Genomic DNA, 26,947 nt, shown 5'->3' with positions numbered 1-26,947 from the left:
TCACTTTTGGCAAACGCCCCAAAAGTAACCAAAAGGTCTTTGCCCCACCACTCGGCGCCTCGCCTAGGCTCGGCATGCCCGCACTCCGGCCCGGTTCCGCGGGCCGCCGCGACGGGCCATCCATGGCCCGGCGCGGCTAAACCGGCATCCTTGCCGGTTTACCCGCTCCACCGTGCCTGCTTGCGGCCATCGTGGTTGACGGGGCCCGCAGATCAAAATCAAAAGCAAGAGCACGGCGGCCTGAAAGCCGACCTGAGTGTTAAAAGCCAAATCAAAAACCAGAGCGAAAGCAGAGCTGCTTTTTGTAGGAGCTGGCTTGCCGGCGATGCAGACACCTCGGTGCATCAGGTACACCCAGTTGATGCCATCGCCGGCAAGCCAGCTCCTACAGTGGACCGTGCCCGCTTTAGATTTTGATTTTGCTTTTAACACTCAAGCCGGCCGGTAGGCCGCTGTGCTCTTGCTTTTGATCTTGATCTTAGGCGCCCCGTTAAACCACGCTGGCCGAACGCAGGCTTTGGAGCGTGGGTAACCCGGCAGGACGCCGGGTTAGCCGTCCTGGGCCAAGGATGGCCCATGACGGCGGCCCACGGTCCAAAGCCGGAGTGAGGGCACACCGAGCCTAGGCGAGGTGCCGAGTGGTGGGGCAAGAGCGTTTTGCTTACTTTTGCGCTGTTCAAAAGTGAGCCGCTGTAAGAGCGGAACCAATCGAAGCCGTAACCGAAGGAATGGATATGTACTCAACCAAACGAAGCCCAAAAGCATGAGCCTCCTGCCCTACGCCTGGGCCAAATCCCAACGCATCCTCCTCCACCCGGGAACCCAGGGCCCGACGCTGACCATCTGCCCCTCGACCCCCGGCTGGTCCATCAGCGAAGTCCACCGCCAGTTCGGCCAAACCCACCTGATCCAGGTGCGCGACGACGAACTCGACGGCCTCCTGGCCACTGCCTACGCCGACACCGGCAGCGCCGCCGCCGTCGTGGGCGCCGCCGAAAACGAAGTCGACCTCGACCGCCTCATGCAAGACATCCCCGAAATCACCGACCTGCTCGACACCCAGGACGGCGCCCCGGTGATCCGCATGATCAACGCCTTGCTCACCCAGGCCGCCCGCGACGAAGCCAGCGACATCCACATCGAACCCTACGAAACCCACTCCGTGGTGCGCTACCGCGTCGACGGCACCCTGCGTGACGTGGTGTCCCCGCGCAAGGCCCTGCACGGCGCCCTGGTCTCACGCATCAAGATCATGGCCCAACTCGATATCGCCGAAAAACGCCTGCCCCAGGACGGCCGCATCGCCCTGCGCGTGGCCGGTCGCCCCATCGATATCCGCGTCTCCACCGTGCCCACCGGCCATGGCGAGCGCGTAGTGATGCGCCTGCTGGACAAACAAGCCGGCCGCCTGCAGCTGGAAACCCTCGGCATGGACCCTGCCGTCCTGGCCAAACTCGACACCCTGATCCGCCAACCCCACGGCATCGTGCTGGTCACCGGCCCCACCGGCAGCGGCAAGACCACCAGCCTCTACGCCGCCCTGGCCCGGCTGGATGCGAGCACCAGCAATATCCTGACCGTCGAAGACCCGGTGGAATACGACCTGCCGGGCATCAGCCAGATCCAGGTCAACGCCAAGATCGACATGACCTTCGCCCTGGCCCTGCGGGCAATCCTGCGCCAGGATCCGGACATCATCATGATCGGCGAAATCCGCGACCTGGAGACCGCACAAATTGCCGTCCAGGCCTCACTCACGGGCCACCTGGTGCTCGCCACCCTGCACACCAACGACGCCGTCTCGGCGGTCAACCGCTTGATCGACATGGGCGTCGAACCGTTCCTGCTGGCCTCGTCACTGCTCGGCGTATTGGCCCAGCGCCTGGTGCGTCGGCTGTGCCCGCACTGCAAGCAGGAAGACCCGGCCGCGCCCGGCACCTGGCGGCCTGTCGGGTGCGCGCAGTGCAACCAGATCGGTTACAGCGGGCGTACCGGTATCCATGAATTGTTCTGCATCGACGACGAGCTGCGCGGGCTGATCCACCAGGGCGCCGGCGAGCAGGCGTTGAAAGCCGCCGCACGCCGCGCCGGCATGTTCAGCATGCGTGAGGATGGCGAACGCTGGGTACGCAGCGGCGCCACTGCCCCCGAAGAAATCCTGCGCGTAACACGGGACGCCTGATGAACCGATACCGCTACGAAGCCGCCGACGCCACCGGCAAGCTGGAGTCCGGGCACCTTGAGGCAGACAGCCAGAGCGGCGCCTTTGCCAACCTGCGCAGCCGGGGCCTGACGGCCTTGCAGGTGCAGATCGAGAACAACAACCCGCAAGCCGGCGGCAGCAGCCGGTTCGGTGCCAAGCTCTCGGACAATGACCTGGCCTGGGCCACGCGCCAGCTGGCGAGCCTGCTCGGTGCGAGCTTGCCACTGGAGGCCGCGTTGAGCGCCACGGTGGAGCAAGCCGAGAAAAACACATCGCCCAGACCTTGAGCGCGGTTCGCGCCGATGTGCGCAGCGGCATGCGCCTGGCTGATGCGTTGGCCGCGCGGCCTCGGGACTTTCCGTCGATCTATCGGGCGTTGATCGCGGCGGGGGAGGAGTCCGGCGACCTGGCCCAGGTCATGGAGCGCCTCGCCGACTACATCGAGGAACGCAATAACCTGCGGGGCAAGATCCTCACGGCGTTTATTTACCCGGGCGTGGTGGGGCTGGTGTCCATCGGCATCGTGATTTTCCTGCTCAGCTACGTGGTGCCGCAGGTGGTCAGTGCGTTTTCCCAGGCCCGCCAGGACCTGCCGGGGCTGACGTTGGCGATGCTCAACGCCAGTGATTTTATCCGCGCCTGGGGCTGGCTGTGTTTTGCCGGGATCGTGGGTGGTTTCTGGAGCTGGCGCCTGTACCTGCGCAACCCGGTGGCGCGGTTGAACTGGCACAGCCGGGTGCTGCGCCTGCCGCTGATCGGGCGCTTTGTGCTGGGGCTCAACACCGCGCGTTTTGCCTCGACCCTGGCGATTCTCGGCGGGGCAGGTGTGCCGTTGCTGCGGGCGCTGGAAGCCGCGCGCCAGACCCTGTCCAACGACCGCCTGAGCCAGTGCGTCAGCGACGCCACCGCCAAGGTGCGCGAGGGCGTCAATCTGGCGCCGGCGCTGGCGGTGGAAAAGGTCTTTCCGCCGGTGCTGATCCACCTGATCGCCAGCGGCGAAAAAACCGGCTCCCTGCCGCCGATGCTCGAGCGTGCGGCGCAAACCCTGTCCCGGGATATCGAACGTCGGGCGATGGGCATGACGGCGTTGCTTGAACCCTTGATGATCGTGGTGATGGGCGCCGTTGTGTTGGTCATCGTCATGGCGGTACTGCTGCCGATCATCGAAATCAACCAACTGGTGACCTAGTCGCTGGCGAAACGCGGTCAAAAATGTGGGAGCTGGCTTGCCTGAGATAGCGGTGTGTCAGTCGCCCAGGATGCAAGCTGACCCGCCGTCATCGCAGGCAAGCCAGCTCCCACATTTTAACTGCGTTTCTTCAAGACTATTTTCGCGCGCCTGACACGCGGGTCCCAAACTCGGGTTCCTCATTCTGTCATCTGCCCAACCCCGCAACACGGCCTGTGCCGCCTCCAGCCCGGCACTCGAAATCCGCGCTGAAACCCCGCTGTCATCTCACCTCCAAACCGTCCAAAAGCATGACCAAAACACCCGAGAATCTTTTTAAAAATCAAGCCGTTCCTCCCGAGGTTTTTTCCTTTAGCTGTCATCGGATGCTGCGAGATTTCATACCCATGGCCTCACCCCTCGCTACCCCCGAACCACAGCCCGGGACCGAAGCCATAGCGTCATCTACCCCAACGTACAAACACGACGAAAGGAGCTTCTTCATGTTTAAGCGCAACGTTCTCGCGGTATCCATGACCCTCGCTGCACTGTGCTCGGCCCAGGCTGCCATGGCAGACATCAACGGCGGCGGCGCCACCCTGCCACAACCGCTGTACCAGACCTCCGGCGTATTGACTGCCGGTTTCGCCCCGTACATCGGTGTGGGCAGCGGCAAAGGCAAACTGGCGTTCCTGAACAACGACTACAGCCAGTTCGGGACCGGCACCAAGAACGTGCACTGGGCGGGCAGCGACTCCAAGCTGACCTCGACTGAACTGTCCACCTACGCCTCCACCAAACAAGCGGCCTGGGGCAAGCTGATTCAAGTGCCTTCGGTAGCCACTTCGGTTGCCATTCCATTCAACAAGGCCGGTACCAACGCGGTTGACCTGAGCGTTGATCAACTGTGCGGCGTGTTCTCGGGCCGTATCACCACCTGGGACCAACTCCCGGCTACCGGTCGCACCGGTAACATCGTGGTGGTTTACCGTAACGAAGCCAGTGGCACCACCGAGCTGTTCACCCGTTTCCTGGCAGCCAAGTGCGTCAATGAGTCCAAGAAGTTTGTGGTCACCACCAACTTTGCAGACAGCTTCGGCGTGCCGGCTGGTGCCGTGCCTGCCGTTACCAGCCAAGGCGTGATGGACGCGCTGAACGCCGGTGATGGTCGCATCACTTACATGAGCCCGGACTATGCCGCTCCTACCTTGGCTGGCCTGGATGACGCCACCAAAGTGGCCAAGGTCGCCGGTGTTTCTCCAGCCCCTGACAACGTTTCCGCTGCCATTGCTGCTGTGCCAGTACCGGCGGCTGCCAACGTCGCCCTGCAGAACGCCTGGGTACCAGTATTTGCTGCTGCTGCCGACGCCAATGACCCAAGCGTCGTGCCTTACCCAAGCACCGGCTATCCAATCCTGGGCTTCACCAACCTGATCTTCAGCCAGTGCTACGCCGACGCCACCCAAACCTCGCAAGTGCGTGCGTTCTTCACCCGTCACTACGGTGCCAGCGCCCTCAACACCAACGACAACGCCATCAAGGCCAACCGCTTTGTGCCGCTGCCAACTGCCTGGAAAGCCGCGATCACCAGCAACTTCGTCACCGCAGCCAGCGCGCTGAGCATCGGCAAGTCTGATGTCTGCAACGCCATCGGTCGTCCGCTGTAAACCACGCTTTTACCGACCGGCAACACCCGATCAGCAACGGCCTGTGCCGTTGCTGATTTTTTGCGTTGGCGGCCGGGCTAGCAGCCTTACATGAACTTTCCATGACAGAAGTTCAGTCCCGCCCCTCGCCAACCGCCTAACTCCCATACGTGACGCACATCGCCAGTTCCCCATGGGCAATAACAAAGAAGGAAGCTTCCTGATGGTCCGCTGCAAACCACCGGTCAACCTGAATGCCCAAGGCCCTGGCGGCCAGACGATCCTGCGCCTCAAGCCACTGGCCCAAGCGATTGCCTTGTTCATGGTGGCAGGCAGCGCCCACGCGGCGACAGCGTTCAGCTCCGGCTGGTTTGCCGACAAGGGTGCCGCCCAGGCGGCGACTGCGGCCCGCCTCAACGGGGCGCAGGTGCCGGGAATTCCGTCGTTGAATCAGCAGGCGCGGGCGAACCAGCAGCTGTCACGTTCCATCAGCACGCTCAACAACAGTGTTGCGGCGATTGCGGCCCAGCAGGCGGCACAAGCGGCAGGCCGGCAAGCGGCGCTCGGCCAGGTCTCGACGATTCCTGACGGCCTCGGCAAGGGCGGCTTGCAGGTGGACAACAGCCTGACCCAGGGCTGGACCAACGCCAAGGGCCCGACCCAAAGCCAGTCCGGTGGCAAGACCACCGTCAGCATCGAGCAGACCGCCGACAAGGCGATCCTCAACTGGGAAACCTTCAACGTCGGGCGCAACACCACGGTCGATTTCCAGCAGCAGTCGAATTGGGCGGTGCTCAACCGCGTCAATGATCCCAACGCGCGCCCCAGCGAAATCCAGGGCCAGATCAACGCCCCCGGCACCGTGATGATCATGAACCGTAACGGGGTGATCTTCAGCGGCAGCAGCCAGGTCAATGTGCGCAACCTGGTGGCGGCGGCTGCCACCATCAGCGATGACCAATTCACCCAGCGCGGGATTTATGTGGATGCCAACGGCACCCAGCCGACTTTCACCGACGCGGCGGGCAAGGTCGAGGTGCAGCGCGGCGCGTTGATCCAGACTCACAACCCGGCCACCTCCACCGACGCCGGTGGCTATGCCTTGCTGCTGGGCTCGGAAGTCGAGAACGCCGGCAGCATCATCACCGCCAAGGGCCAGGCCACCCTGGCCGCCGGCGACAGTTTTTATATCCGCAAGGGCGTCGGCACCACCGGCAACGACCGCTCCACCACCCGTGGCAATGAAGTGGCCACCCGCCTCAAGGCCAGCAGCACGTCGGGCAAGGTCAGCAACAACGGCCTGATCATGGCGTCGACCGGCGACATCACCCTCACCGGGCACCAGGTGCAGCAGAACGGCGTGGCCCTGGCCAGCACCTCGGTGGATACCCGCGGCACGATTCACTTGCTCAACGCCTCCAGCGATGCCAACGGCAGCGTGACCCTGGGCGAGGGCAGCACCACGGCGATCCTGCTGGACGCCAGTGGCAGCACCGCCCTCAACAGCCAGAAGGACAATGGCTTGAGCAAGCTCGACGGCCTGCCCGCCAACCTGATCACCGGCCAGTTCAACAACCTCAGTGCGGTGGCCGACCGCACCGACCAATCGCGGATCGAGATCGTCAGCGGCGGCACCGTGGACTTCCAGAAAGGCTCGATCACCCTGGCCACCGGCGGCCAAGTGGCCGTCAGCGCCAGCCAACGCAGCCTGGTACGCGACGGCGCGATGATTGATGTGTCTGGCGCGATTGGCGTCAAGGTGGCGATGGAAGCCAACAACATCAAGATCAACGTGCAGGGCAACGAGCAGCGCGATGCGCCGGTCAACCGTGACGGCGGGCAATTGATCAACAACGACGTATGGGTCGACCTGCGGGACCTGGTGTTCGTCCCGGCGGGCACCAACGGCTATGCGACGGACCGCTGGTACACCGCTGGCGGGCTGCTGGAAGTCGGCGGTTACCTGGGCACCCAGGGCCACTCGATCGGCGAGTGGATGGCCCAGGGCGGCACCGTGACGTTCACCGGCAAGGACGTGGTGACCCAGCAGGGGGCCCAGGTCAATCTGTCGGGCGGTACCGTCGATGTGCAGGCCGGCTACATCCGCCAGACTTGGCTCAAGGGGCCTGACGGCCAGCTCTATGAACTGTCGAAAGCCCCTGCGGACATCCTCTACGCGGGGATCTACAAAGGCTTTGAAGACACCAGCGCCCGCTGGGGCCGCAGTGATTTTTACTACAACCCGCTGGTGGCCCAGCAAAGCCGCTACGAGGCGGGCTACACCGTGGGCCGCGACGCCGGCAAGCTGGTGGTGGGCACCACCAACGCGGTGCTGGAAGGCCAGTTGATCAGCGATGTATTCCAGGGCGATCGCCAGACCCAGGCCCCCAATATCAACCTTGATGGTTATCAGCAGTCACAGCAGGCCATGGCCCAGCGGGCGCAGTTGATCATTGGCCAGTACACGCCGGTCTACAACAAGGCCACCGGCACCTTGCGCTACGCCTTGACCCCGACCATCGACCAGGTGCTGATCGAGAGCTCCACGCAAAAAATCGCCGACGGCCTGGACCTGGCCACCGCGCTGCCGACCGAGCGTCAGGGCAAACTGGTGCTCGACAGTGACCTGCTCAATGGTTACCGGTTGGGCGCGATCAAGGTCGGCGCCAAGCAGCAGATTGACGTCCATGGCGCACTCAAGGTGGCGGACGGCGGCGACATCACCCTGTTCGGCCCTGTGGTTTCAGTCAATGCCAACCTCACGGCCCACGGTGGCAGCATCAACGCGGGCAACCTGTTGAATCAGGTCGACCTCAATCGCTCCAATGTCGTCGGCGACGTGATTCTGCCGGGCACCGGGCGGCTCGATGTGGCCGCCGGGGTCAGGCTGGACAGTTCCGGGCGCTGGAATAATCTGGCGCTGGACCCATCGGCCACTGACGGGGTGGCGTATATCAACGGTGGCAAAGTGTCGTTGCGCAGCTCCGGGGACGTGAACCTCGCAGCGAGCAGCCGGGTGGACACGTCGTCCGGGGCAACCATCGGCCTGGATGGCAAAGTCCGGGGCGGCAAGGGCGGCGACGTGACCGTGGGCGCACTGGGGGCTTTGGACCTGGGCGCTGAGATTCGCGGCTATGGCGTCAGCGCAGGCGGCACCTTGACCTTGCAGGCCAATCAGGTGCAGATCGGCGAGAGCTCGCAGGCGCCGGACGCCAAGACCTTGCAGTTGGCCGGGGATTTTTTCAACAAGGGTTTTTCGGCCTATGACATTACCGGCAACGAAGGGTTGCTGGTCACCGATGGCACTCAGGTTGATGTGAGCGTGCCGGCCTACCGGCTCTCGGAGCAGGCCGCCACGACGCCGGGCGGCGGCGATGCGGCCAGCGTCATGGAACGCTGGACTCCGCCGCTGTACCAGGAAGACGCCAGCAAGGGCGTACTCACTCAACGGCGGGGCGCCAGCCTGACCCTTTCCGCCGGCCACCTGGAGTCGCCTGCCGCGCAATTGCCGACAACGGCGCTGGTGGTGGGCAAGGGTGCGGTGATCAGCGTCGACCCGGGCCAGGCAATCAATCTGCGCAGCATCGGCCAACTGACGGTCGACGGCACGCTCAATGCCTGGGGTGGCAGTGTCAACCTGAACGGCCTGACCACGCGGGCGTTCGAGCAAGCCAACGCGATCGGGCATGGCCGCTCCATCTGGCTGGGTGAAAACGCACTGATCGATGTCGCTACCCGGGCCGCGACCGCTGTGGACAATCGTGGCAGCCAATACGGGCTGGTCCGCGACGGCGGCAAGATCAGCATCGGTGGCGAGATCAACCTGAGCACCGGGACGGTCACTGCCAGTGACCTGTTTGTGGTGGTACGCGAGGGCGCCCGGCTGGACGCGTCGGGCACACAAGCGGTGTTGGATGTGCCGGGGCAGGGCGCAACCCGGGTGGCCAGCAATGGCGGCAGCATCAGCCTGGCGTCCAACAATGGCTTGTACCTGGACGGCAGTCTGGTAGCCCGGGCCGGCGGTGCCGGCGCAGCGGGCGGCAGCCTGAACGTGGCGCTGGACAGCCCGTATTACACCAAGGGCGATGTCACGGACCGGGTACTCAAGGTGCGCGAACTGGTGCTCGGCCAGACCCATCAGGCCCACCCACTTGCCGGCACCGCCGCCGACGCAGCAGACAGCCTGGAATATGGCCATGCTCGCCTGGGTGTAGACCAGGTCAGTGCGGGCGGTTTCGACAACCTGGCGTTGATGAACAACGGCCTGTTGAGTTTCGACGGCGATGTGTCCTTGGCCATGGGCCAGGGCCTGCGCCTGTACAGCGGTGCCTTCAACCTCAGTGAGGGCGCGGCGGCCAATGCTCGGGTGAATCTGTCGGCACCCTATCTGCTGCTGTCCGGCATGGATTCGCCGGCCCGGGAGTTCTACGTGAACCCGGTGTCGGTGTTGCCTTTACCATCGCTGCGCGCCACCGAGGCGCAGTTCAATGCCAGTGGCAGCTTGATCGATGTGCGCGGCAGCGTGTTGTTTGGCAGCAAGGGCAAACTGCGCCAGGCCGACGACAGCCTGGCGGGCCTTGAGCGTCGCGGCTTTGATCTGGTCAACCTGACCAGCCAGGGCGATCTGCGCTTCCTGGCGGGCGCCAACCCGGACGGCGTGGCCTTGAAGGTCAGCACCCAGTTATTGACCCAGGGCGATATGACCTTGCGCGCGGCGCAGTTGTACCCGGCCACGGAGGTCGGTGCGCGGGTCATCGCGGGCTACTTGAGCGAATTCAACAGCCTCAACATCACGTTCGACCCGCTGCGTACCCTGACCATTGGCCGTACCGGCAGCGCGGATGCCGCGGTGCCTTACTCGGCATTCGGGCGCCTGCAACTGGGCGCCGCGACGGTGCGGCAGGGCGGCGTGGTACGGGCGCCCCTGGGGTTGATCGATATCGGCACCATGGGCAGCAGCCAGGTGCAATTGTTGCCGGGCAGCGTGACGTCGGTGAGTGGCAAAGGCCTTGTGCTGCCGTATGGCGGCACCCTGGATGGGCAGGTCTACACGTACAACGGCAAGACCGTGACGTTTGTCGGTCAAGGCGGGCTGGTCAATCAGAACGCGGAACTCAGCGTCGGGGTGATGCTCGGCGGCCAGTCGGTGCAGGTGCAGCCTGAGGCTACCCTGGACCTGTCCGGCGGTGGCGAGTTGCTGGGGGCCGGGTTCGTCTCCGGGCGTGGCGGCTCTACGGATGCGCGCTACAGCCCGTTGGTGCAGTTCGGCGCCAATGGCGGTTTTGTGTTGCCAGGCCTGGGCACCAACCCGATTTACGCCATCGTGTCCGGCGTGCAGCCCGGCGCGGCGCCGGTGGCGCCGGAGAAGGGGGCGGTCGATCCGTTGGTGGGCCAGCAGGTCACCATCGGCGCCGGAGTGCCGGGGCTGCCGGCGGGCACTTATACCCTGATGCCGTCCACCTACGCCTTGTTGCCCGGTGCTTTCCGCGTCGAGATCAACGGCCTGGCCGGGCTCGGCAGTGATGCCGCCACCCAACGGATGCGCAATGGCTCCTGGTCCACCGCCGGGCGCTTGTCCATCGCCAACACCGGGATCAGCAACAGCGTCGCCAGCCAGTTGATTTTGACCTCGGCCGATACCTTGCGCCGCTATTCCCAATACAACGAAACCAGCTACGCACAGTTCGCAATCGCCGACGCCGCGAAACAGGGGGTGCCACGCCCGATGCTCGCCGTCGACGCCAAGACCCTGAAACTGGCCTTGCGGCCCGGGGGCGGCGCTGATGGGTTTTCGTTCCAGGGCATAGGCCGTTTTGAGGCGGCGGCGGGTGGCTACGGTGGCGCCGTGGCGGTGATTGATCCAAGCAAACGCGGTATTGAAGTCGTCGCGGCGGGCAGCTCCGCAACCGCCGGCTTTAGCGGTATTACCTTCAGCGACGACAGCCTCAACGCCCTCGGAGCCTCGCGCCTGATGGTGGGGGGCATGACGGCGGTGCAGTATGGCCAGTCCGGCAACTACATCGTTCTGGCAGGCGGTACCAATCAGGCCGACAGCGCAATCACGCTACGGGAAGGCGTGACGCTCGCCGCGCCGGAAGTTTTTCTGTTGAGCGACACGAAAGCGATCGTTCTGGAGCAAGGGGCATCGATCAACACCATCGGCCGTGGCCAGGCCAGCTACGATGCCCGCGATGGGTTTATCTACAAGGTCACCAATATGCTGGCGGTGTCCAACGGCTTGCTCAATGTCATTTCATCCGGTTCGGCGTTTCCCAGCGGCGGGATCAGGGTCGGGGTGTGTGACACGGTCGTGTGCAGCGGGCAAACCGGGCTGTACTCCGAAGGCAGTATCGTGGCGCTGACCAACAATACCTTCCAGCTCGGCGACCAGGTGCGCTACGGCACCCGCCACCTCAACCTGGGGGTCAACACCATTAACCTGGGCAGCGTGGACGCCCTGGCTGCTGCCGCTGCGGCCAATCAGTTGCCCGCCGGCCTGACACTCACCCAGGCGCTTCTTGATCGCCTGCTCAAGGGTGATACCCAGTTCGGTGCGCCGGCCCTGGAAACCCTGCAGCTCTCGGCGCGGGACACTTTCAACTTCTACGGCAGTACCTCCCTGGACACCTATGACCCACTGACGGGTAAATCGCGGCTGAGCAACCTGATGCTCTCCACCCCGGCGATCTATGGTGCCGGCGGCGCTGGTGACGTGGCCAGCATTCATACCGCCAACCTGATCTGGCAGGGCGCGACCACACCACCGGGTAGCGTGATAGGCGGCGGGGCGGGCACTGGCAGCGGGCGCCTGGATATCAACGCCGAGCGTATTGAGTTCGGCTACGGCGCCTTTGCCCAGACCAATACCGTGAGCAGTTTCGACCGCCTGGCTTTGGGCTTTGCCAGGGTGAACCTCAATGCCAGCGAGCGCATTACCGCCAACCACAAGGGCAGCCTCTCGGTGTATCAGAGCCAGGGCGCCTATGACCCGGTGAAGGGCTTCCAGTACAGCGGTGGCGACCTGAATATCATCACGCCCCTGATGACCGGCGAAGCCGGTTCGGTGAACCGCATCACCGCAGGTGGGGCGATTGATCTTGCAGCGTCCACGGGCGCACGGGGCAAGGCCAACGGCCAGGGCGCCGAACTGTCCCTGCAAGGCGACAGCATTCGCCTGGCCACGGCGGTGGTATTGCCCAGCGGCAAGGTCAGCCTGGGGGCCCGGGGCGATGTGGTGTTGACCGACGCGGCCATGGTCGACGTGGCCGGTCGCGCCATCGTGTTCAACGATGTGACCCAGTACGGCGCGGGCGGCACTGTGCTGCTGGACAGCGGCAGCGGCAATATCCTGCAGGCCGCCGGCTCGATCATCGACCTCTCCGCCAAAAACAACCAGGCCGGCAAACTGCGGGCGGTTGCGGTGGACGCGGCGGGCGGTATTGTCGACCTGCAAGGCACGATCCTCGCCGGCAGCAGTGGCTATTACGATGCGGGCGGGACCAGGATGCCTTATGAGGCCGGCACCGTGGAAATCCAGGCCCAGCGCCTGGGCAGCAGCGGCTCCCTGGACCAGCAGTTCGCCGACCTCAACCAGCGCCTGAATCAAGGCCAGGTGTTCGGCACACGCAGCTTCCAGCTCAAGCAGGGCGACTTGACCATCGGCAATGGCCTCAAGGCCGGCACCCTCAACGTCTCCGTGGACAATGGCAGCCTGCGGGTCACCGGCCTGGTGGACGCCAGTGGCGAGCGCGTCGGCAGCATCAACCTGGCCGGCAAGCACGGCCTGACCCTGGACGGCGGCGCGGTACTCGACGCCCATGGCAGCCAGCTGCGGGTGGACAGCTACGGCAAGATCATCGACTCGCCCAACCGGGCCATGGTGGTGCTCGGCTCCGGCACCGGCCAGTTGACCCTGGCCGATGGTGCACGCATCGACCTGCGTCACGGCACCGAGGTGGTCCAGGGCAATGACGGGCGCAACCGCGGCACCCTGGAACTGAATGCACCACGGCTGATCAACGCCGATGGCACCAGCAACGACATCAACATTGATGCCCATGGCCGCCTGACGATCCAGGGCGCGCGCTCGATCGCCCTCAACGGCATGATCAGCTACGACGATGCGCCACTCGTTACCGACCCGACGGCCAGCGGGCGGCCTTACCAGCAGATCGACCAGGCCTACCTGGATGGCAAGCATGTGCTGAGCACGGCTTTTATCAACGGTGCATTGCTCAACCAGAACCTGCTGCAAAACAAACTTGCCGGGCTTAACAACTCAACCTATGCCGATGCCTTCCACCTGCGGCCCGGGGTGGAAATCGTCAGCAAGACCCCGGACGGTGACCTGGTGGTGCAGGGCGATCTGGACCTGTCCGGCTATCGCTACGCCAGCCTCAACCCCAACAGCCAGAAAACCTCGGTGTATGGCTCCGGTGAGTCGGGCAGCCTGACCCTGCGCGCCGGTGGCGACCTGAACATCTACGGCAGCATCAACGATGGTTTTGCGCCGCCGCCACAGACCGTCGATGACAAGGGCTGGGTGTTGTTGCCGGGCATCGACTTTACCGGCGGCACGATCATCGTGCCGGGTAACGGCATCACCCTGGCGGACGGCACGACTTTCCCGGCTGGCACCGTGCTCAACTACGACCTGCCGATCAAGGCCGTGGGCGTGGCCGCCGGTACGCGCTTGCCGACCCGAGCGACGCTGAACCAGGACCTGACGCTGCCTGCCGGTACGGTGCTGGCCGCAGCAGTGTTCGACAGCGCCGGCAATGTGCTGTTTGCAGCCGGCACGTTATTGAGCCAGGCACACACCCTGGCGGCCGGTTCACAGCTGGACGCCGGCAGCCTGCTGACCCAAAACACCCAGCTCGGGGCGCTGATCTGGCCCAAAGGTGTGCCGTTGCCGACGAATTCTCAGGCGATCAACCCATCGTTCAACGTCGTGACGCTCAATGGCGACATGCCGCTGTCGCGCGGCGCGTTGATTCCTTCCGGCACCAACGTCAAGTTGCCGGGCGGGGCTGAGTCGGTGGCGTTGCGCCCGGAAGTGGCGGGGCGCCAGGGCAAGCTGTGGGCTCTCTCGCCGATGCTGGCCGAAGGTTCGCAATCCTGGTCGCTGCGGTTGGTGGCAGGTGCCGACACCGAGGCGGCCGACAGCCGTATCCTGCAAGCCCATCCGCGCAGCGGCGACCTGCGTTTGGCCGACAGCCACTACGGCATGTTTGCCAAGGAAATGCCCGCCAAGGGCAAGTTGACCTGGACCGCCTTTGCGGTGGAGGACTTTGCGGCCAACGGGGTGGTGGTCAAGGAAGGCGATCCGATCGACCAAAAGACCCTCGATGATTTCGGGCTGGGTTCGATTGATGATTTCTGTGCGGGCAATCCGGCGTACTGCGCAGTGAAAGTGGGCTATGTCTGGACCGAATTCGGCGCCAAGGACCTGGCGGACAACGGGATTATCGTCACCGTCGGAACGCCGATCGAGCAAAGCATCCTGGACCAGTTCGGTATCCCTTCCATCGATGAGTTCTGTGCAAGCTCGCCCGCCTACTGCCTGGCCCAGAGCGGCAAAGAGTATGCGGCGACCCCGTCCAGCAGCCGTTTCAGTGTGATTCGCACCGGTACGGGCGACCTCGAACTGCTGAGTGCCGGCAACTTGAGCATGGACTCCCTGTACGGGGTCTACACCGCCGGTACATCGTCCACCGCAACCGGTGCCGGTGACCCCTACAACCAGCCCAAGGCCCTGAACAGCGGCAAGACGGTGCTCAACGATACCAACAGTTATTTTGAACAGTTCGTCAATGGTTCATCTGACAGCCTGTACCGTGCCTGGTACCCGGAGGCGGGGGGAACCTGAGCGTGAACGTGGGGGGCAACCTGACGGGGAATATCCTGGGAAGCGTCTTCAACCCAAGTCGGCCCAACCCCTTGGATAACGGTATCGACTCCGCCGATGTGGCCAACTGGCTGTGGCGCCAGGGCAGCGGCACGGTGAACACCGGTGGGCAGGCGCAGCCGACGGCCTGGTGGATCAATTTCGGTAGCTATACCGCCAATGCCTCCAAGGCTGATGCGTTTGTCGGGTTTACCGGTTTCGGCACCCTCGGCGGCGGTGACGTGGACGTACAGGTAGGCGGTGATGCCGGTGTGCTTCGGCGCATGGACGGCAATCAAATGTCGGCCTCTGCCAACCCGCGCAGCCAAGGGCTGGTGCTGGCGGTTGGCAGTACCGGGCGGGTTGCCGGTGATGGCAGCCTGCAGTTGACGGGCGGTGGTGATTTACGGGTGCGTATCGGTGGCGCCCTGAACCCTGGCAGCGTGGTTGACGTAAACGATCAGAACGGCCAGTTGGTGAATATCCGGGGCAATGCCCAACTGCAAAGTGCAACCACGGGCCGGATCGACCTGACCTACGGCAGCAACAGCTCTGAGCAGAGCCCGGGCGAAACCCGCGCATTCGATCCGTTCCAGGCGACCCGTGGCCGGGCAGTGGGGGGCATCACCCTGGTACCGGGGGATGCCACATTCAACCTGACCACATTGGGTGACCTGGTGCTGCAGCAAGTGATTGACCCGGGCCGTGTCGTCCTGCTGAACAACTCATCGTTTACCCGTGGCGGGACGAGTGGGACCGGCGAAAGTTGGTTCTCATTGTGGACCGGGCACACGGCAATCAACCTGTTTTCGGCGGGGGGCAATTTGACGCCAGCTGTCTCCGCCGCAGCGTCCGACCTGGCAACTGTCTACCCATCGATCGTTCGAGCGACGGCGGCTGGCGGCAGTATTTATTACGGAAACGCCGTCCTGGGGTCCCAAGCCGATACGAGTCCGATAAATGCCTTGGTGCTCGCCCCAGGTGCCAGCAGCCAGTTGCAATTCCTGGCCCATAACTCGATTTATGCGGGCGGTATGTTTGTCACGCCTTCCGGGGCCGACCCCAGCATCATGGCCACACCTTGGCGGCCGGCGTTCGTCGGGACGATTGATGGTCAGGTGGTTGTCGATGGCAACAATCTGTCGGAAAACGGTAGCTCGCCGGGTTCCATTCCGCGGCCTTTGTTTGCCTTTGGCTCCGCCACGGCGTCGGCAGCCGCTTACGCGCCAACGGAACCGGCGCGGTTCTATGCCTTGACCGGCGACCTGGTGGGGGTCAGCAGCGGCCGGACCCTGACGTTCAATTCTTCTCCCTCGTTTTTGCATTCGGGGCAGACCTGGTACGAGGGTAACGGGCCGGTTTGGATGATGGCGGGGCGAGACATTGTCAGCAGTGGCAGTCGTTTTAATACGGCCCCTGGTGCGGTCAGCGAGCAGTCGACCGGTAACCTGTTTATCCACAACAACCCCGCTGACATCTCCATCGTCTCCGCCGGGCGCGACATTCTGTACAGCAACTTCCAGGTTGCCGGTCCCGGCCTGCTGGAAGTGACGGCGGGCGGCAATATCCTGATGTCCGGGCGTGATCCGGCGAAGGGTGGCGAAGTCAGCATCACCAGCCTTGGCCCGGTGGTCGCGGGCGACAACCGCCCTGGCGCAGGCATCGTCATGCAAGCTGGCGTCGGCCCCAACGGCCCGGATTACCGGCGCTTTGTCGAGGCCTACCTGGACCCGGTCAACCTCGTCCAGCCAGGCGAACCCCTGTCGATCCAGGGTGGCAAGGTTGCCAAGGCCTACGAAAACGAACTGGTCACCTGGCTCGCCGAGCGCTTCGGTTTCGTCGGCAGCAGCGAGCAGGCCCGTGCGGTTTACGCGGCACTGCCCGCCGAGCAGCAACGGGTGTTCGCCCGTGATGTGTACTTCGCTGAACTCAAGGCCGCCGGCCGTGAGTACAACGCGGTGGGCGGCGTGCGCCAGGGCAGTTATGTACGGGGGCGGGCGGCGATTGCCGCGCTGTTCCCGGACAAGGACGTGGCCGGCAACCCGATCACCTACAAGGGCGATATCACGCTGTTCGGCGGCTCCGGCGTGCACACCAATTTCGGTGGTTCGATCCAGATGCTGACCCCGGGCGGCGGGCAAACCTTCGGCATCGAAGGCGCGGCACCGCCGTCCACGGCGGGTGTGATCACCCAGGGCGCCGGCGATATCCAGCTGTATTCCATGGGCAGCATCCTGCTGGGCCAAAGCCGCATCATGACCACCTTCGGCGGCTCGATCATGGGCTGGTCCGGCGAGGGTGACATCAACGCCGGTCGCGGTTCCAAGACCACTGTGGTGTACACGCCGCCCAAGCGTGTCTATGACAACTGGGGCAACGTCACGCTGTCGCCAGCGGTGCCGAGCACCGGGGCGGGGATTGCGACGTTGAATCCGATTCCTGAAGTGCCGGCCGGCGACATCGACCTGATCGCCCCGCTGGGTACCATCGACGCGGGCGAGGCGGGGATTCGGGTCTCCGGCAACATCAACATCGCCGCGTTGCGGGTGGTGAACGCGGCGAACATCCAGACCCAGGGCAAGTCGTCCGGCGTGCCGGTGTCGGCAGCGGTGAATGCCGGGGCCATGACCTCGGCGAGCGCGGCCGGTGCAGCGGCGTCCCAGGCGGCGGAAGATGCCGCGCGCAGCCAGCAAGCGGCGGCCAAACAGGGCCGGGCGTCGATTGTTACGGTGGAGGTGTTGAGCTTTGGCAGCGAGCCGGTGGAGCGCAAGTCGGAGGACGGCCAGAAGACCTCGGGCTACAACCCCAACAGCCCGGTGCAGGTGCTCGGTGCCGGGCCATTGAGTGACCAGGCACGGGCGCGGTTAACGGATGAGGAGCGTCAGCAGATCAGTTTGTAGTGTTAGAAAAGGACCTCTCGTTGTATTTGGGGCGATCATTGATCGCCCCTTTTTTTCGTCTGGATCACGGTTGATCCTTGAGGGTCTGGAAGGCTTTCACGCGCTTGACCAGGCTGTTCTTGCTGGCCGAGTCGGCGCTGTTGAACAGGAACGAAAAGTCCGAAGCCAGGGTGGAGCTGCCGGCGATGGTCGCGTACTGATGACAGGCATTGCAGTTATCGCCCTGGACGTAGGTCTCCAGGGTGGTGTTGGCCACCGGTACGTTGCCCTGGCTGATAAACGGCCCGTAGGATAGCGGCACTTGCGCACTGACACCCGGTTCCGGCTGGGTGGGCGGGTTGGGGGTGAGGGTCCAGAGTACGTTGATCAGTTTGTAGTACTGGAACACCGACTTGCCCTGGCTCTGCTGGGCGAAGTTGGCCTGCACCGCGCCGTTAAGCGCCTGCAGTTCAGTGGGCAGCGGATGTTCCCGGGTGGTCTGCACGGGTTGGTCCCGTGGAAACGGCTCGGTGCAGTCGCGGTCGGGATGGTGCTGTTTGCACTGGATACGCGCCACGTTCGGCGTGCATTCGGGGCCGGTGCCGCAGTTCGGGTTGTTGAAGGCAAAGCTGTCGGGCGGCGTCTGTTGTGGCGGCACCTGGTTGGGTTCCGGCACGTTGTCCACCTGCTCGAAGGTGGTCCAGATGAAGTTGGGCGAGGCTTGGGTCTTGTTGATGATATGCAGGCCCACCAGGCCCACCACTTGTTGGGTGCACTGCAAGGTGGCCGGGTTTTTGAGCCAGGCGACGGTGGTCAGGTAACGCCCGTAGAGCTCGGGTTTGCCGGTAAGGATCCGCCACGCCGCCTTGACCTCCAGGGCTCCCAGTTGCTCCTGCGGCACCGGGTTGGGCGGCAGCGAGCGCATGGGTTCACCGATGGGCAGAGACAGCCCGCCCGGGTTCTGGTTGTCGAGGTTCTGCGCGACTTTCAGCTGGTTGGCTGCGTCGTACAGCCCTTTGCTGACGATGTAGTCGAACTCGGCCTTGCCCACCTTGCGTTCAAAAAACACCAGGTTCTGCGACTGGTCCGTCAGCCAGCCGCCGGAGGCTTCCATGATCGGGTCTGGAATCGAGGCGAGGGTGCCGCTGGACAGGTGAAACCCATGCCGCGCGTTGATCGCGCTTTCGGAGGTGGCGGTCATGAACTTGCGCGCCCCCACCGACATCGCCCTGAGGCTGCCCTGGGTGCTGCAATTGGACGGCACCAGGGTTTGCACGCCCCAGCCGGTGGGCGCGGGCGCGCCGGGCAGGAAGATATCGTTGGCATCCTTGTAGCTGGCCCACACGGGCGCCACGCTCATCGGCTGCCCGGAGGCAGTCGGTACACCGAATTGCGCCAATGTACTGTTCATGTCCGGCTCACCCGCGAGGGCGGGCGTGGCTGGCCAACCGGGATTCACCGGCCAGTTCAGGGCAATGAACAACTGCCAGCCAAAGCAATTCATAAAGCTCTGGCCGGTGGCGTTGAAGTTGTTGATCGGCAGGAACCCGCCGCTTTTCGGATTGAACACCAACTGTTGCTGCACGCAAGCGTCGGCGTCGGACGTTGGGGATGCGTAGGCGGCCTGCATGGCGAACAGGCTCAGCACCACACTGGTCAGCAGCGATAAAACACTTAAGCGTAACCTGGACATCATCGCGCTCCTTGCAAGCAGGTAAAGCCGCACCCTGGGTGGATGCGGCTGATGGGCCGTATCAGTCAGGCGCCAGGCACCAGCGCCAATCCGGATTCCCATGGGTGTTCCGTCGCGCTGGGGTTATCGGCTTCGCCCGGGTTGAGCGCGCGCACCGTCACCAGCCCCGGAGCGGCAGTGGGGCTTACGGTGATGGTCAGCAAGTAGCCCTGGGTGCCGCCGGAGTTGGTTTGCCCGGGGATGGCGGAGGCATCCGGCAGGAACTGGGTGACCTGCGCCGTCACGCCGGGATTGGAAAATTGCACCCGCGCCGTCTCGGCGGTGGTCTTGAGATCGGCGCCTTGCACCACCAGGGCGAACTGTCCGCTGGTGCCGGGTGCCAGCCAGGCCGGCAGGTCGGTAGGCGACTGCCCGTAGAACAGATCCAGGGGCAGCAGTTGCACCGGCCAGGGTTGCACGCCGTTGACCCGATCCTTCACGCAGGGGCAGGAATCCGGCGTCGGGCTGATGGGCGTGGTTGTCACACTCAGGCCCACCAGCAACTGCTGGGCAATCACCCACACATAGTCGATCGGCTGGCCACTGATGGTGATGTCGTTGATCGAAAACCCGGCGCTGACCGGCACTTCAAACACCGCTTGCAGGATCTGGTCGGAGCCGTTGGAGGCGGACTTGGCGGTGCCACGGGTGATTTTCCAGTACTGGCTGACGTCCTGGCCTTGAGGGCCTTTCCACGCCGAGAAATCGGTGGGTTGTTGCAGGTAAAGGCCGATGGGATTGGTCAGGGACAGCCGGTTATTCACCGCCACGCTGTTGGCCGAGAAACCGATATGCGGGTCGGAGTTGCGGTAGTTCTGCCCGTATTGCGCGCAGCAGATCAATGCCTGGGAATTCTGGCTGCTGGCCAGTGGACGCAGGATGGTCGCCGCGGCGGCCAGGTACACCTCGGCGCTCAGGGTGTTGGGGCCGGAGGTCAGGTGCATCGCCCCGCCGTATTGGCCGGGTACGCAGGCGGTGCCGGCGTTCCATTTGTTGACCGTGTCGTAGGCCGGTTGGCCGGTGGTAGGGTCGATGACCGGATCGCCCGCTTTGCCGGTCGGACAGTCGGCGGTGTAGCGCAAGTACAGGTCTTCGAGCTGCACCTGCGGGTCGATGTAGTCGCGGTACAGGCCCAGCACTGCATTTGGATCAATGCGCCACATGGCCAGGAAATACGCCGGGTTTTCGCAGGTGAAGGTGATCTTGCGCATGTTGCCGTCGGCATCGCGCACGATGGACCACTCGCAGTATTCGTCAAGCCAGCCACGGGGCCCCGAGGGCGAGAAATCCTTGTACTTGCCTTGCCAGTCGATGGTCGGGCAGCGGGTGACGGGCAGTTGCAGCAGGGTGCCTTGCTTGTTCGGGTCGTAGAGCATGTACAGGGTGTTGTTGATCGTAATCTGGCCGTTGTCGGTCAGCTCCATCACCTGTTGCATGGACATGGCCTTGCCGCCCAATTGCGGAATCACCGCCGTGCCGTTGTTGTAGAAGAACGTCCACAGCCGATTGGGGAAGGGCGCCCAGGTAATCGCCGGCGGTGTGGTGGGGCCGTAGCCTTCCACCAGCGGGTTGTAATAGCCCGAGCGCGGCGCGTCATTGAGGCCCGACCACGGGTTGCCGATGATTGCGGACTGGGTCCAGCCGGTGAGGTCATTGTTCCAGTCGGTTTCAAACTGCGGCAGCTGGTTTTCCAGGCCCAGCTTGTTGTAGTCCTTGGGGGCTTGCCCGGCGGGGGAGGTGAATTGTTTGAAGGGTGTGCTCATGGCGATTCTCCAGGTGTCGTGTGGGTGGAAGCAGAGCAGCAACCGGCACTGGGGGCAGGGCCGGTGATGGCCTGGCGCGGGTCGTCCCACACCAGTTGGGCGATAAAGCCTGGCAGCGGCGCGTACTCTTGCGGCGTCAACACCCGGGCACTATCGAGATGGGTCACCACCACGGATAACTGCGTGGCGTCAGTGGGGCGAAGGTTCAGCGCGCTGGCATTACGCGCGGCATTCAGCGCGCGGGACACGCCGTGGGTGATGCAGCGGCCCTTGTCATCCACCAGGCCCATGCCGATGCGACTGAAACGCCCGACATAGTGCGGATTGTCGGCACTCACCTGCTGCGGCGTGGCGTCGGGCTGGTTGAGGAATACGTCGATCAGGTAGGTGTCGTGGGTGCAGCGCACATGGTCGAACACCACCCACGGCCCGAGCCCGGCCGCGTTGCCGGTGGCCGAGGCGGGTGCCGAACTGTGTTGGCAGCACGCCTTTGCAGCCGCTTTGGTCTCGCCAAACTGTGGGGCGACGGGCGTGCCGTAGTCGTAGCCGATATGGCGGCTGTCCTGGGCCATGTCACCAAGGGTGGTATAGCGCCAGGCATCGGCGCTGGTGAAGGTCACGGTGCTGGCCTCACTCCCGGCGAACGGCTGGAGCAGGCATTGGGTGGTGTACTGCGCCGCCGGATTGGCCCGGATCCAGACCTCCAGCATCCGGTCGATATTGGCGTGGTAGGAGCTGAACACCGGGTCGAATGCGGTGTAGGCGTTGTCGGCCATGTCACCGCCGATCCAGCCGTGATAGTTGTCGTGGGGTTGCTCGTAGAGCCCGTCGAAATTCAGGGCACGGTTGGGGTACAGGTCATCTTTTTGCGGCGGGTCAAACACCGGAATATTCGCCCATGGATAACCCGGTACGCCTTGGGGCTGGCTGAACGAGGTGAACTTCAGTGCATCGACCACCTGCTGCTGGAAAATCCGGCTCATGGCATACAACTCGGTGCGTTCCCGCCGGAACGGCTCGCCGTGGGTATAAAACAGCGAGTTGCGTTGCACGAAGCGGCAGTCCACGCCGTTGACATCACCCCTGGCACACACCTTCGAGCTACCGTCCTTGGCCGCCGCATAGCGCAGCGGGTTAGGCCGGACCTCACCGGTGTGCGGGTGCACGTAGGTTTCATCGAGAAACGCCTGGGGCAAACCGGCCTGGGGGCTGCCGTCGACACTGGCGTCTGCGGCCATCCAGTCCCAATAGGGAATCGGGCAGTCGATCAGTGCTTCGAGGTACAGCAGATAGGCCCGGTGCCACAGGGCAAACGCTTCCTGGTAATGCAGGCACCAGTTGGTATGGATATACGCGTAGCGCTGCCAGGGCGAACCGCTGTCGGGGTCGCTTACCTGCATCACGTCATCCAGGCGCGAGCGGTACAGGTTCAGTTGTTCCTGTGTCAGGGCGCGAATGTCCTGACGCACCCGTTTGACCGGGTGGGGCAGGTCGGGAGGGGGAATGCGCTCGGCGATGTCGAACGGTGAACTGGGGGTCAGGCGCCAGCCTTGGTTGACCCACAGCCTGAAGGTTTCCAGGGCATCGATGGGCCAGAACTGTTGCTGGTCGAGGGTCAGCGGCATGCTGCGGGAGGCCAGGTGCTGGTAGATGGTTTCGGACCAGGTCTTGACCGAGGCGGGGTCTTCGAGGAACACGAAGTAGGCGTTCATGCAGCCCACCCAGGAGGCGGCGACGGCGGCGCGTTGGGCGGGCGGTATCCAGTAGGGGGCGCTGAAGAGGCCGTGGATGTCGGTGGCCCATGTCGGTTTCGCGACTATCATAAGATCCCTCTCATGCCGCCCCAGTGCCTGATTTGGCTGGGCTGCTAAGCTGGATTGATGTTAGTGCGCCACCGCGCAGGATTTCTGCAAATTGGTGGGTGTTTACGGTGGATTCATTGCAGTTTTTTCAAGGAAGATATGGAAAAAATGACAGATGCCATGGATTTGAAGATTCTGGGGAAGTTGCAAAGGGATTGCAGTCAGAGTCTGGAGTTGTTGAGTGACAGTGTCGGGCTGTCTTCGACCAGTTGTTACCGGCGTATCAGGCGATTGGAGAGTGTCGGGATTATCAAGGCGAAGGTGGCGGTGCTGGATGAGCGCAAGCTTGGGATTCAGGTCACGGCGTTCTTCCTGATTAAGCTTGATAGGGACAGTAATGATATCGACCGCAAGATGCAGCATATCCTGGCGAGTCATCCGGAGATTCAGGACTGTTATTTGCTGACCGGGGAGTTTGATTTTGTGATGGTGGCGAAGTTTCGGGATGCCACTGAGTACACTGATTATATCTATCGGTTTTTAGACATTTATCGGGATATTCCGATTCGTACTTATTCGTCTACTTTGGTGGTCAGGACGGTTAAGAAGTCTTATGAGTTGCCGTTGCCGGGGTCTTTGGTTTGAGTACATATCCGTTTCTTCGGTAACGGCCGCTTATGGTTCCGCTCTTACAGCGGGTCACTTTTGGCAAACGCCCCAAAAGTAACCAAAAGGTCTTTGCCCCACCACTCGGTGCCTCGCCCAGGCTCGGCATGCCCGCACTCCGGCCCGGCTCCGCGGGTCGCCGCGATGGGCCATCCCTGGCCCAGCGCGGCTAAACCGGCGTCCTGCCGGTTTACCCGCTCCACCGTGCCTACTTGCGGCCATCGTGGTTAACGGGGCGCCGCAGATCAAAATCAAAAGCCAGATCAAAAGCAAGGGCACAGCGGCCTACCGGCCGGCTTGAGTGTTAAAAGCAAAGGCAAGATCCAGAGCGAAAGCCAAATCTGAAGCTGATGCAGCTCTGCTTTTCTGTGGGAGCTGGCTTGCCTGCGATGCAGACACCTCGGTGTATCAGGTACACCCAGTTGATGCTATCGCAGGCAAGCCAGCTCCCACATTTGACCGTGCCCGCTTTTGATTTGGCTTTTGCTTTTGCTCTTCAACACTCAAGCCGGCCGGTAGGCCGCTGTGCTCTTGATCTGCTTTTGATCTTGATCTTAGGCGCCCCGTTAAACCACGCTGGCCGAACGCAGGCTTTGGAGCGTGGGTAACCCGGCAGGACGCCGGGTTAGCCGCGCTGGGCCAAGGATGGCCCATCGCGGCGGCCCACGGTCCAAAGCCGGAGTGAGGGCACACCGAGCCTGGGCGAGGTGCCGAGTGGTGGGGCAAGAGCGTTTTGCTTACTTTTGCGCTTTTCAAAAGTGAGCCGCTGTAAGAGCGGAACCATAAGCGGCCGTTACCTAAATAATGGATATACACACCCCACCCCCGCCAAAAAAGAAGCTTTTATGACAAAAGTTCGGTAGCCCCCGGTGCCCCCAGTCTTGGCTATGTAACGCGCTCGACACCGCCAAACAGGCGATGACAGAAGCGCAAGCAGGATGCCAGGAGTGGGGCGAATGGGAACTATGGAACGTTACTCGAAAGTCGGCATGCAGGAGCTCGACCAGCGCCTGTCAAAGATCGTCGAAGCCGCGCGCAAAAAACCGGTCTCGGTCTACCGCTATGGCGCACCGTGGGTATGGATCGTCTCCCAGGACGACTGGCAAGGCGCCCTCAAGGAAGTCTCCAGCTACATCCCCGCAGGCCATTCACTGGTCCTGCTACGTCCGCAGATCGACGAAATCCTCGACCACCACCGCGACCTGCTCCAGCCCGAACCCGGCACCCAGATCGCCCCGCAAACCATCTTGCAGATCCTGCTGCTGCAACTCCTGTACGCGGTCCCCAACGAACAGCAACTGCATGAACAACTCAACTACAACCTGCTGTTCCGCTGGTTCGTCGGCCTCGACCTCAATCAGAAAGTCTGGAGCATCAACCTCCTGCAACGCGACATCGCCACGTTCCTGAATAACCCGCAGGCGGTGCAGTTGATCCAGAAAATCATCGGTGAAGTGTTCTGTGGCGCCTTGCTGCACATGCCGGAGTTCTCCCTGAACTTCGCCCTGCTGCACACCTGGCTCGCCCGGCACGGCAACACCTCGATATCCAGCAATTGAACAGGCCAAACGCCGGGCAAACGGCGACGGCAATCATTCTTAGTAGACCAGGGGGCGGTGTGGAGCATCTGTTCAAATCAACGCTGGCGCTGTGCTGGCTGACGCTGGGTGCACTGGCGCAACCGGCGCAGGCCGAAGGCGAGCCTCCGGCACGGCTGGTGGACGTCAACGAGTACTTCGTGCGCGGCAACACCGTGCTCGATGCCCGCGCCATCGAAGAGGCGGTGTACCCGTTCCTCGGCCCGCAAAAGACCCTCGCCGATATCGAAGGCGCCCGGGATGCCTTGCAGAAGATCTATCAGGAACGCGGCTACCAGTCGGTGTTCGTCGAACTGCCGGAGCAGAAGGTCGATGACGGTATCGTCTACCTGCAAGTCAGCGAAACCAAGGTCGGCCGCGTCCGCGTGGTCGGCGCCAAGCACTATTCGCCGGTAGAAATCCGCGACGAAGTGCCGGGCCTGAAGGAGGGCGCCGTCCCGGATTTCACCCGCGTGCAAACCCAACTGGCCGGCCTCAATCGCAGCGCCGGGCGGCAGGTCACGCCGCTGGTCCGCGAAGGCCAGCGCCCCGGCACCATGGACGTCGACCTGCAGGTGGAAGACCAGAATCCCTGGCACGCCAGCCTTGGCCTGAACAACGACTACAGCGCCGACACCAAGGAACTGCGCAGCGTTGCCACCCTGGGTTACGACAACCTCTGGCAACTGGGCCACAGCATTTCCCTGACCTACTTCACCGCGCCCCAGGACAGCGACAACGCCAAGGTCTGGTCGGGCGCCTACACCGCGCCGCTGACTGATCGCTGGAGCCTGCAGTTCTCCGGTTATCAGTCCGACAGCAACATCGCCACCATCGGCGGCAGCAACGTGTTGGGCAAGGGCCATTCCTACGGCGTGTCGGCGATCTACAGCCTGCCGGCCAGTGGCAATTGGGCCAATTCGTTCTCCGTCGGGGTCGACTTCAAGGACTTCAAGGAGCAGATGAAGTTTGGCGGCAGCACGGACGATATCCCGCTGAAGTACGCACCGCTGACCTTCGGCTACAACGGCTACCGCTACACCGAGCAGTCGCAATTGGGGCTGGGCTTGAGCCTGGTGGTGGGTACACGCGCGTTCTTCGGCTACGGGAGCGACGCCGAGGAGTTCCAGTACAAGCGCGACAAGGCCAGCCCGAGTTTTGCGGTGCTCAAGGGCGACCTGAATTACACCTACACCTTCGGCAACGACTGGCAATCGGCGTCCAAGGCCGGCTTCCAGTTGGCCTCGGGGCCGCTGGTGTCCAACGAGCAATATTCCGCCGGTGGCGCCACGTCGGTACGCGGTTATCTCGCCGCCGAGCGCACCGGCGATGAAGGCTACCTGCTCTCCCAGGAGCTGCGTACGCCTTCGCTGGCCAAGTTCCTCGGCAGTTACGTGCAGGAGTGGCGCTTCTACGCGTTTGCCGAAGGCGCGCGCCTGCGCCTGCATGACCCGCTGCCCGAGCAGGAAGACGAATACAGCCTGGCCAGTGTCGGCCTCGGCACCCGCGCCAGTTTGAGCAAGTGGTTGTCCGGCAGCCTGGATTGGGGCTACCCGCTGCTCGACGGCCCAAACACCCAGAAACAGGACTCGCGACTGCACTTCAGTGTGCAGGCGACTTTCTGA

8 protein-coding genes and 2 pseudogenes are annotated in these 26,947 nt (G+C 63.4%); 7 read left to right on the top strand and 3 right to left on the bottom strand.

Translation table 11 applies throughout. From position 1 onward, the window contains the following. Window positions 1-763: 763 nt before the first annotated feature. The 4 genes and pseudogenes from gspE to JFU58_RS24465 all read left to right on the top strand — a co-directional run bounded on the left by gspE (window position 764) and on the right by JFU58_RS24465 (window position 17,803). Window positions 764-2,182 (top strand): type II secretion system ATPase GspE, encoded by a 1,419-nt coding sequence (gspE, locus tag JFU58_RS24480; protein ID WP_003210467.1) that lies wholly within the window; start codon window positions 764-766, stop codon window positions 2,180-2,182. Beyond that, window positions 2,182-3,392 (top strand): annotated as a pseudogene (gene gspF / locus JFU58_RS24475) (type II secretion system inner membrane protein GspF). The gene gspE and the pseudogene gspF overlap by 1 nt, the downstream one beginning before the upstream one ends. A 482-nt stretch (window positions 3,393-3,874) precedes the next feature. Continuing rightward, on the top strand, window positions 3,875-5,038 hold the full coding sequence (locus JFU58_RS24470; RefSeq protein ID WP_201142600.1) for a substrate-binding domain-containing protein: 1,164 nt from the start codon (window positions 3,875-3,877) through the stop codon (window positions 5,036-5,038). A 202-nt stretch (window positions 5,039-5,240) separates the two neighbouring features. Next, a pseudogene (locus tag JFU58_RS24465) lies at window positions 5,241-17,803 on the top strand (filamentous haemagglutinin family protein). Between the two features lie 64 nt (window positions 17,804-17,867). On the opposite strand, the gene JFU58_RS24460 reads toward JFU58_RS24465, so the two are convergent. From JFU58_RS24460 to JFU58_RS24450, 3 genes are all read right to left on the bottom strand, one after another. Further along, complete coding sequence (locus JFU58_RS24460) at window positions 17,868-19,475, bottom strand: hypothetical protein (RefSeq protein WP_201142599.1); 1,608 nt, start codon at window positions 19,473-19,475, stop codon at window positions 17,868-17,870. A gap of 65 nt (window positions 19,476-19,540) precedes the next feature. Further along, the gene (locus JFU58_RS24455; RefSeq protein ID WP_201142598.1) at window positions 19,541-21,277 is read right to left on the bottom strand and encodes a hypothetical protein; all 1,737 of its coding nucleotides are present in this window, start codon (window positions 21,275-21,277) and stop codon (window positions 19,541-19,543) included. After that, a complete protein-coding gene (locus JFU58_RS24450) occupies window positions 21,274-23,100 on the bottom strand; it encodes a tyrosinase family protein (RefSeq protein ID WP_201142597.1) in 1,827 nt (608 codons plus the stop codon). The genes JFU58_RS24455 and JFU58_RS24450 overlap by 4 nt, the downstream gene beginning before the upstream one ends. Window positions 23,101-23,259: 159 nt before the next feature. Here JFU58_RS24450 and JFU58_RS24445 point away from each other — a divergent pair, with 159 nt between their 5' ends. The 3 genes from JFU58_RS24445 to JFU58_RS24435 all read left to right on the top strand — a co-directional run bounded on the left by JFU58_RS24445 (window position 23,260) and on the right by JFU58_RS24435 (window position 26,947). Continuing rightward, entirely contained in the window at window positions 23,260-23,724 is a 465-nt protein-coding gene (locus JFU58_RS24445; RefSeq protein WP_063033945.1) for an Lrp/AsnC family transcriptional regulator, read from the top strand. 986 nt (window positions 23,725-24,710) lie between these two features. Further along, window positions 24,711-25,304 (top strand): transposase, encoded by a 594-nt coding sequence (locus JFU58_RS24440; protein ID WP_063029163.1) that lies wholly within the window; start codon window positions 24,711-24,713, stop codon window positions 25,302-25,304. A gap of 59 nt (window positions 25,305-25,363) precedes the next feature. Further along, complete coding sequence (locus tag JFU58_RS24435) at window positions 25,364-26,947, top strand: ShlB/FhaC/HecB family hemolysin secretion/activation protein (protein WP_093208724.1); 1,584 nt, start codon at window positions 25,364-25,366, stop codon at window positions 26,945-26,947.

Source organism: Pseudomonas sp. TH34 (assembly GCF_016650865.1).
GTDB classification, from domain to species: Bacteria; Pseudomonadota; Gammaproteobacteria; order Pseudomonadales; family Pseudomonadaceae; genus Aquipseudomonas; species Aquipseudomonas yamanorum.
Note: the sequence above shows the minus strand (reverse complement) of the source record. Positions and strands in the feature narration are given on the sequence as shown.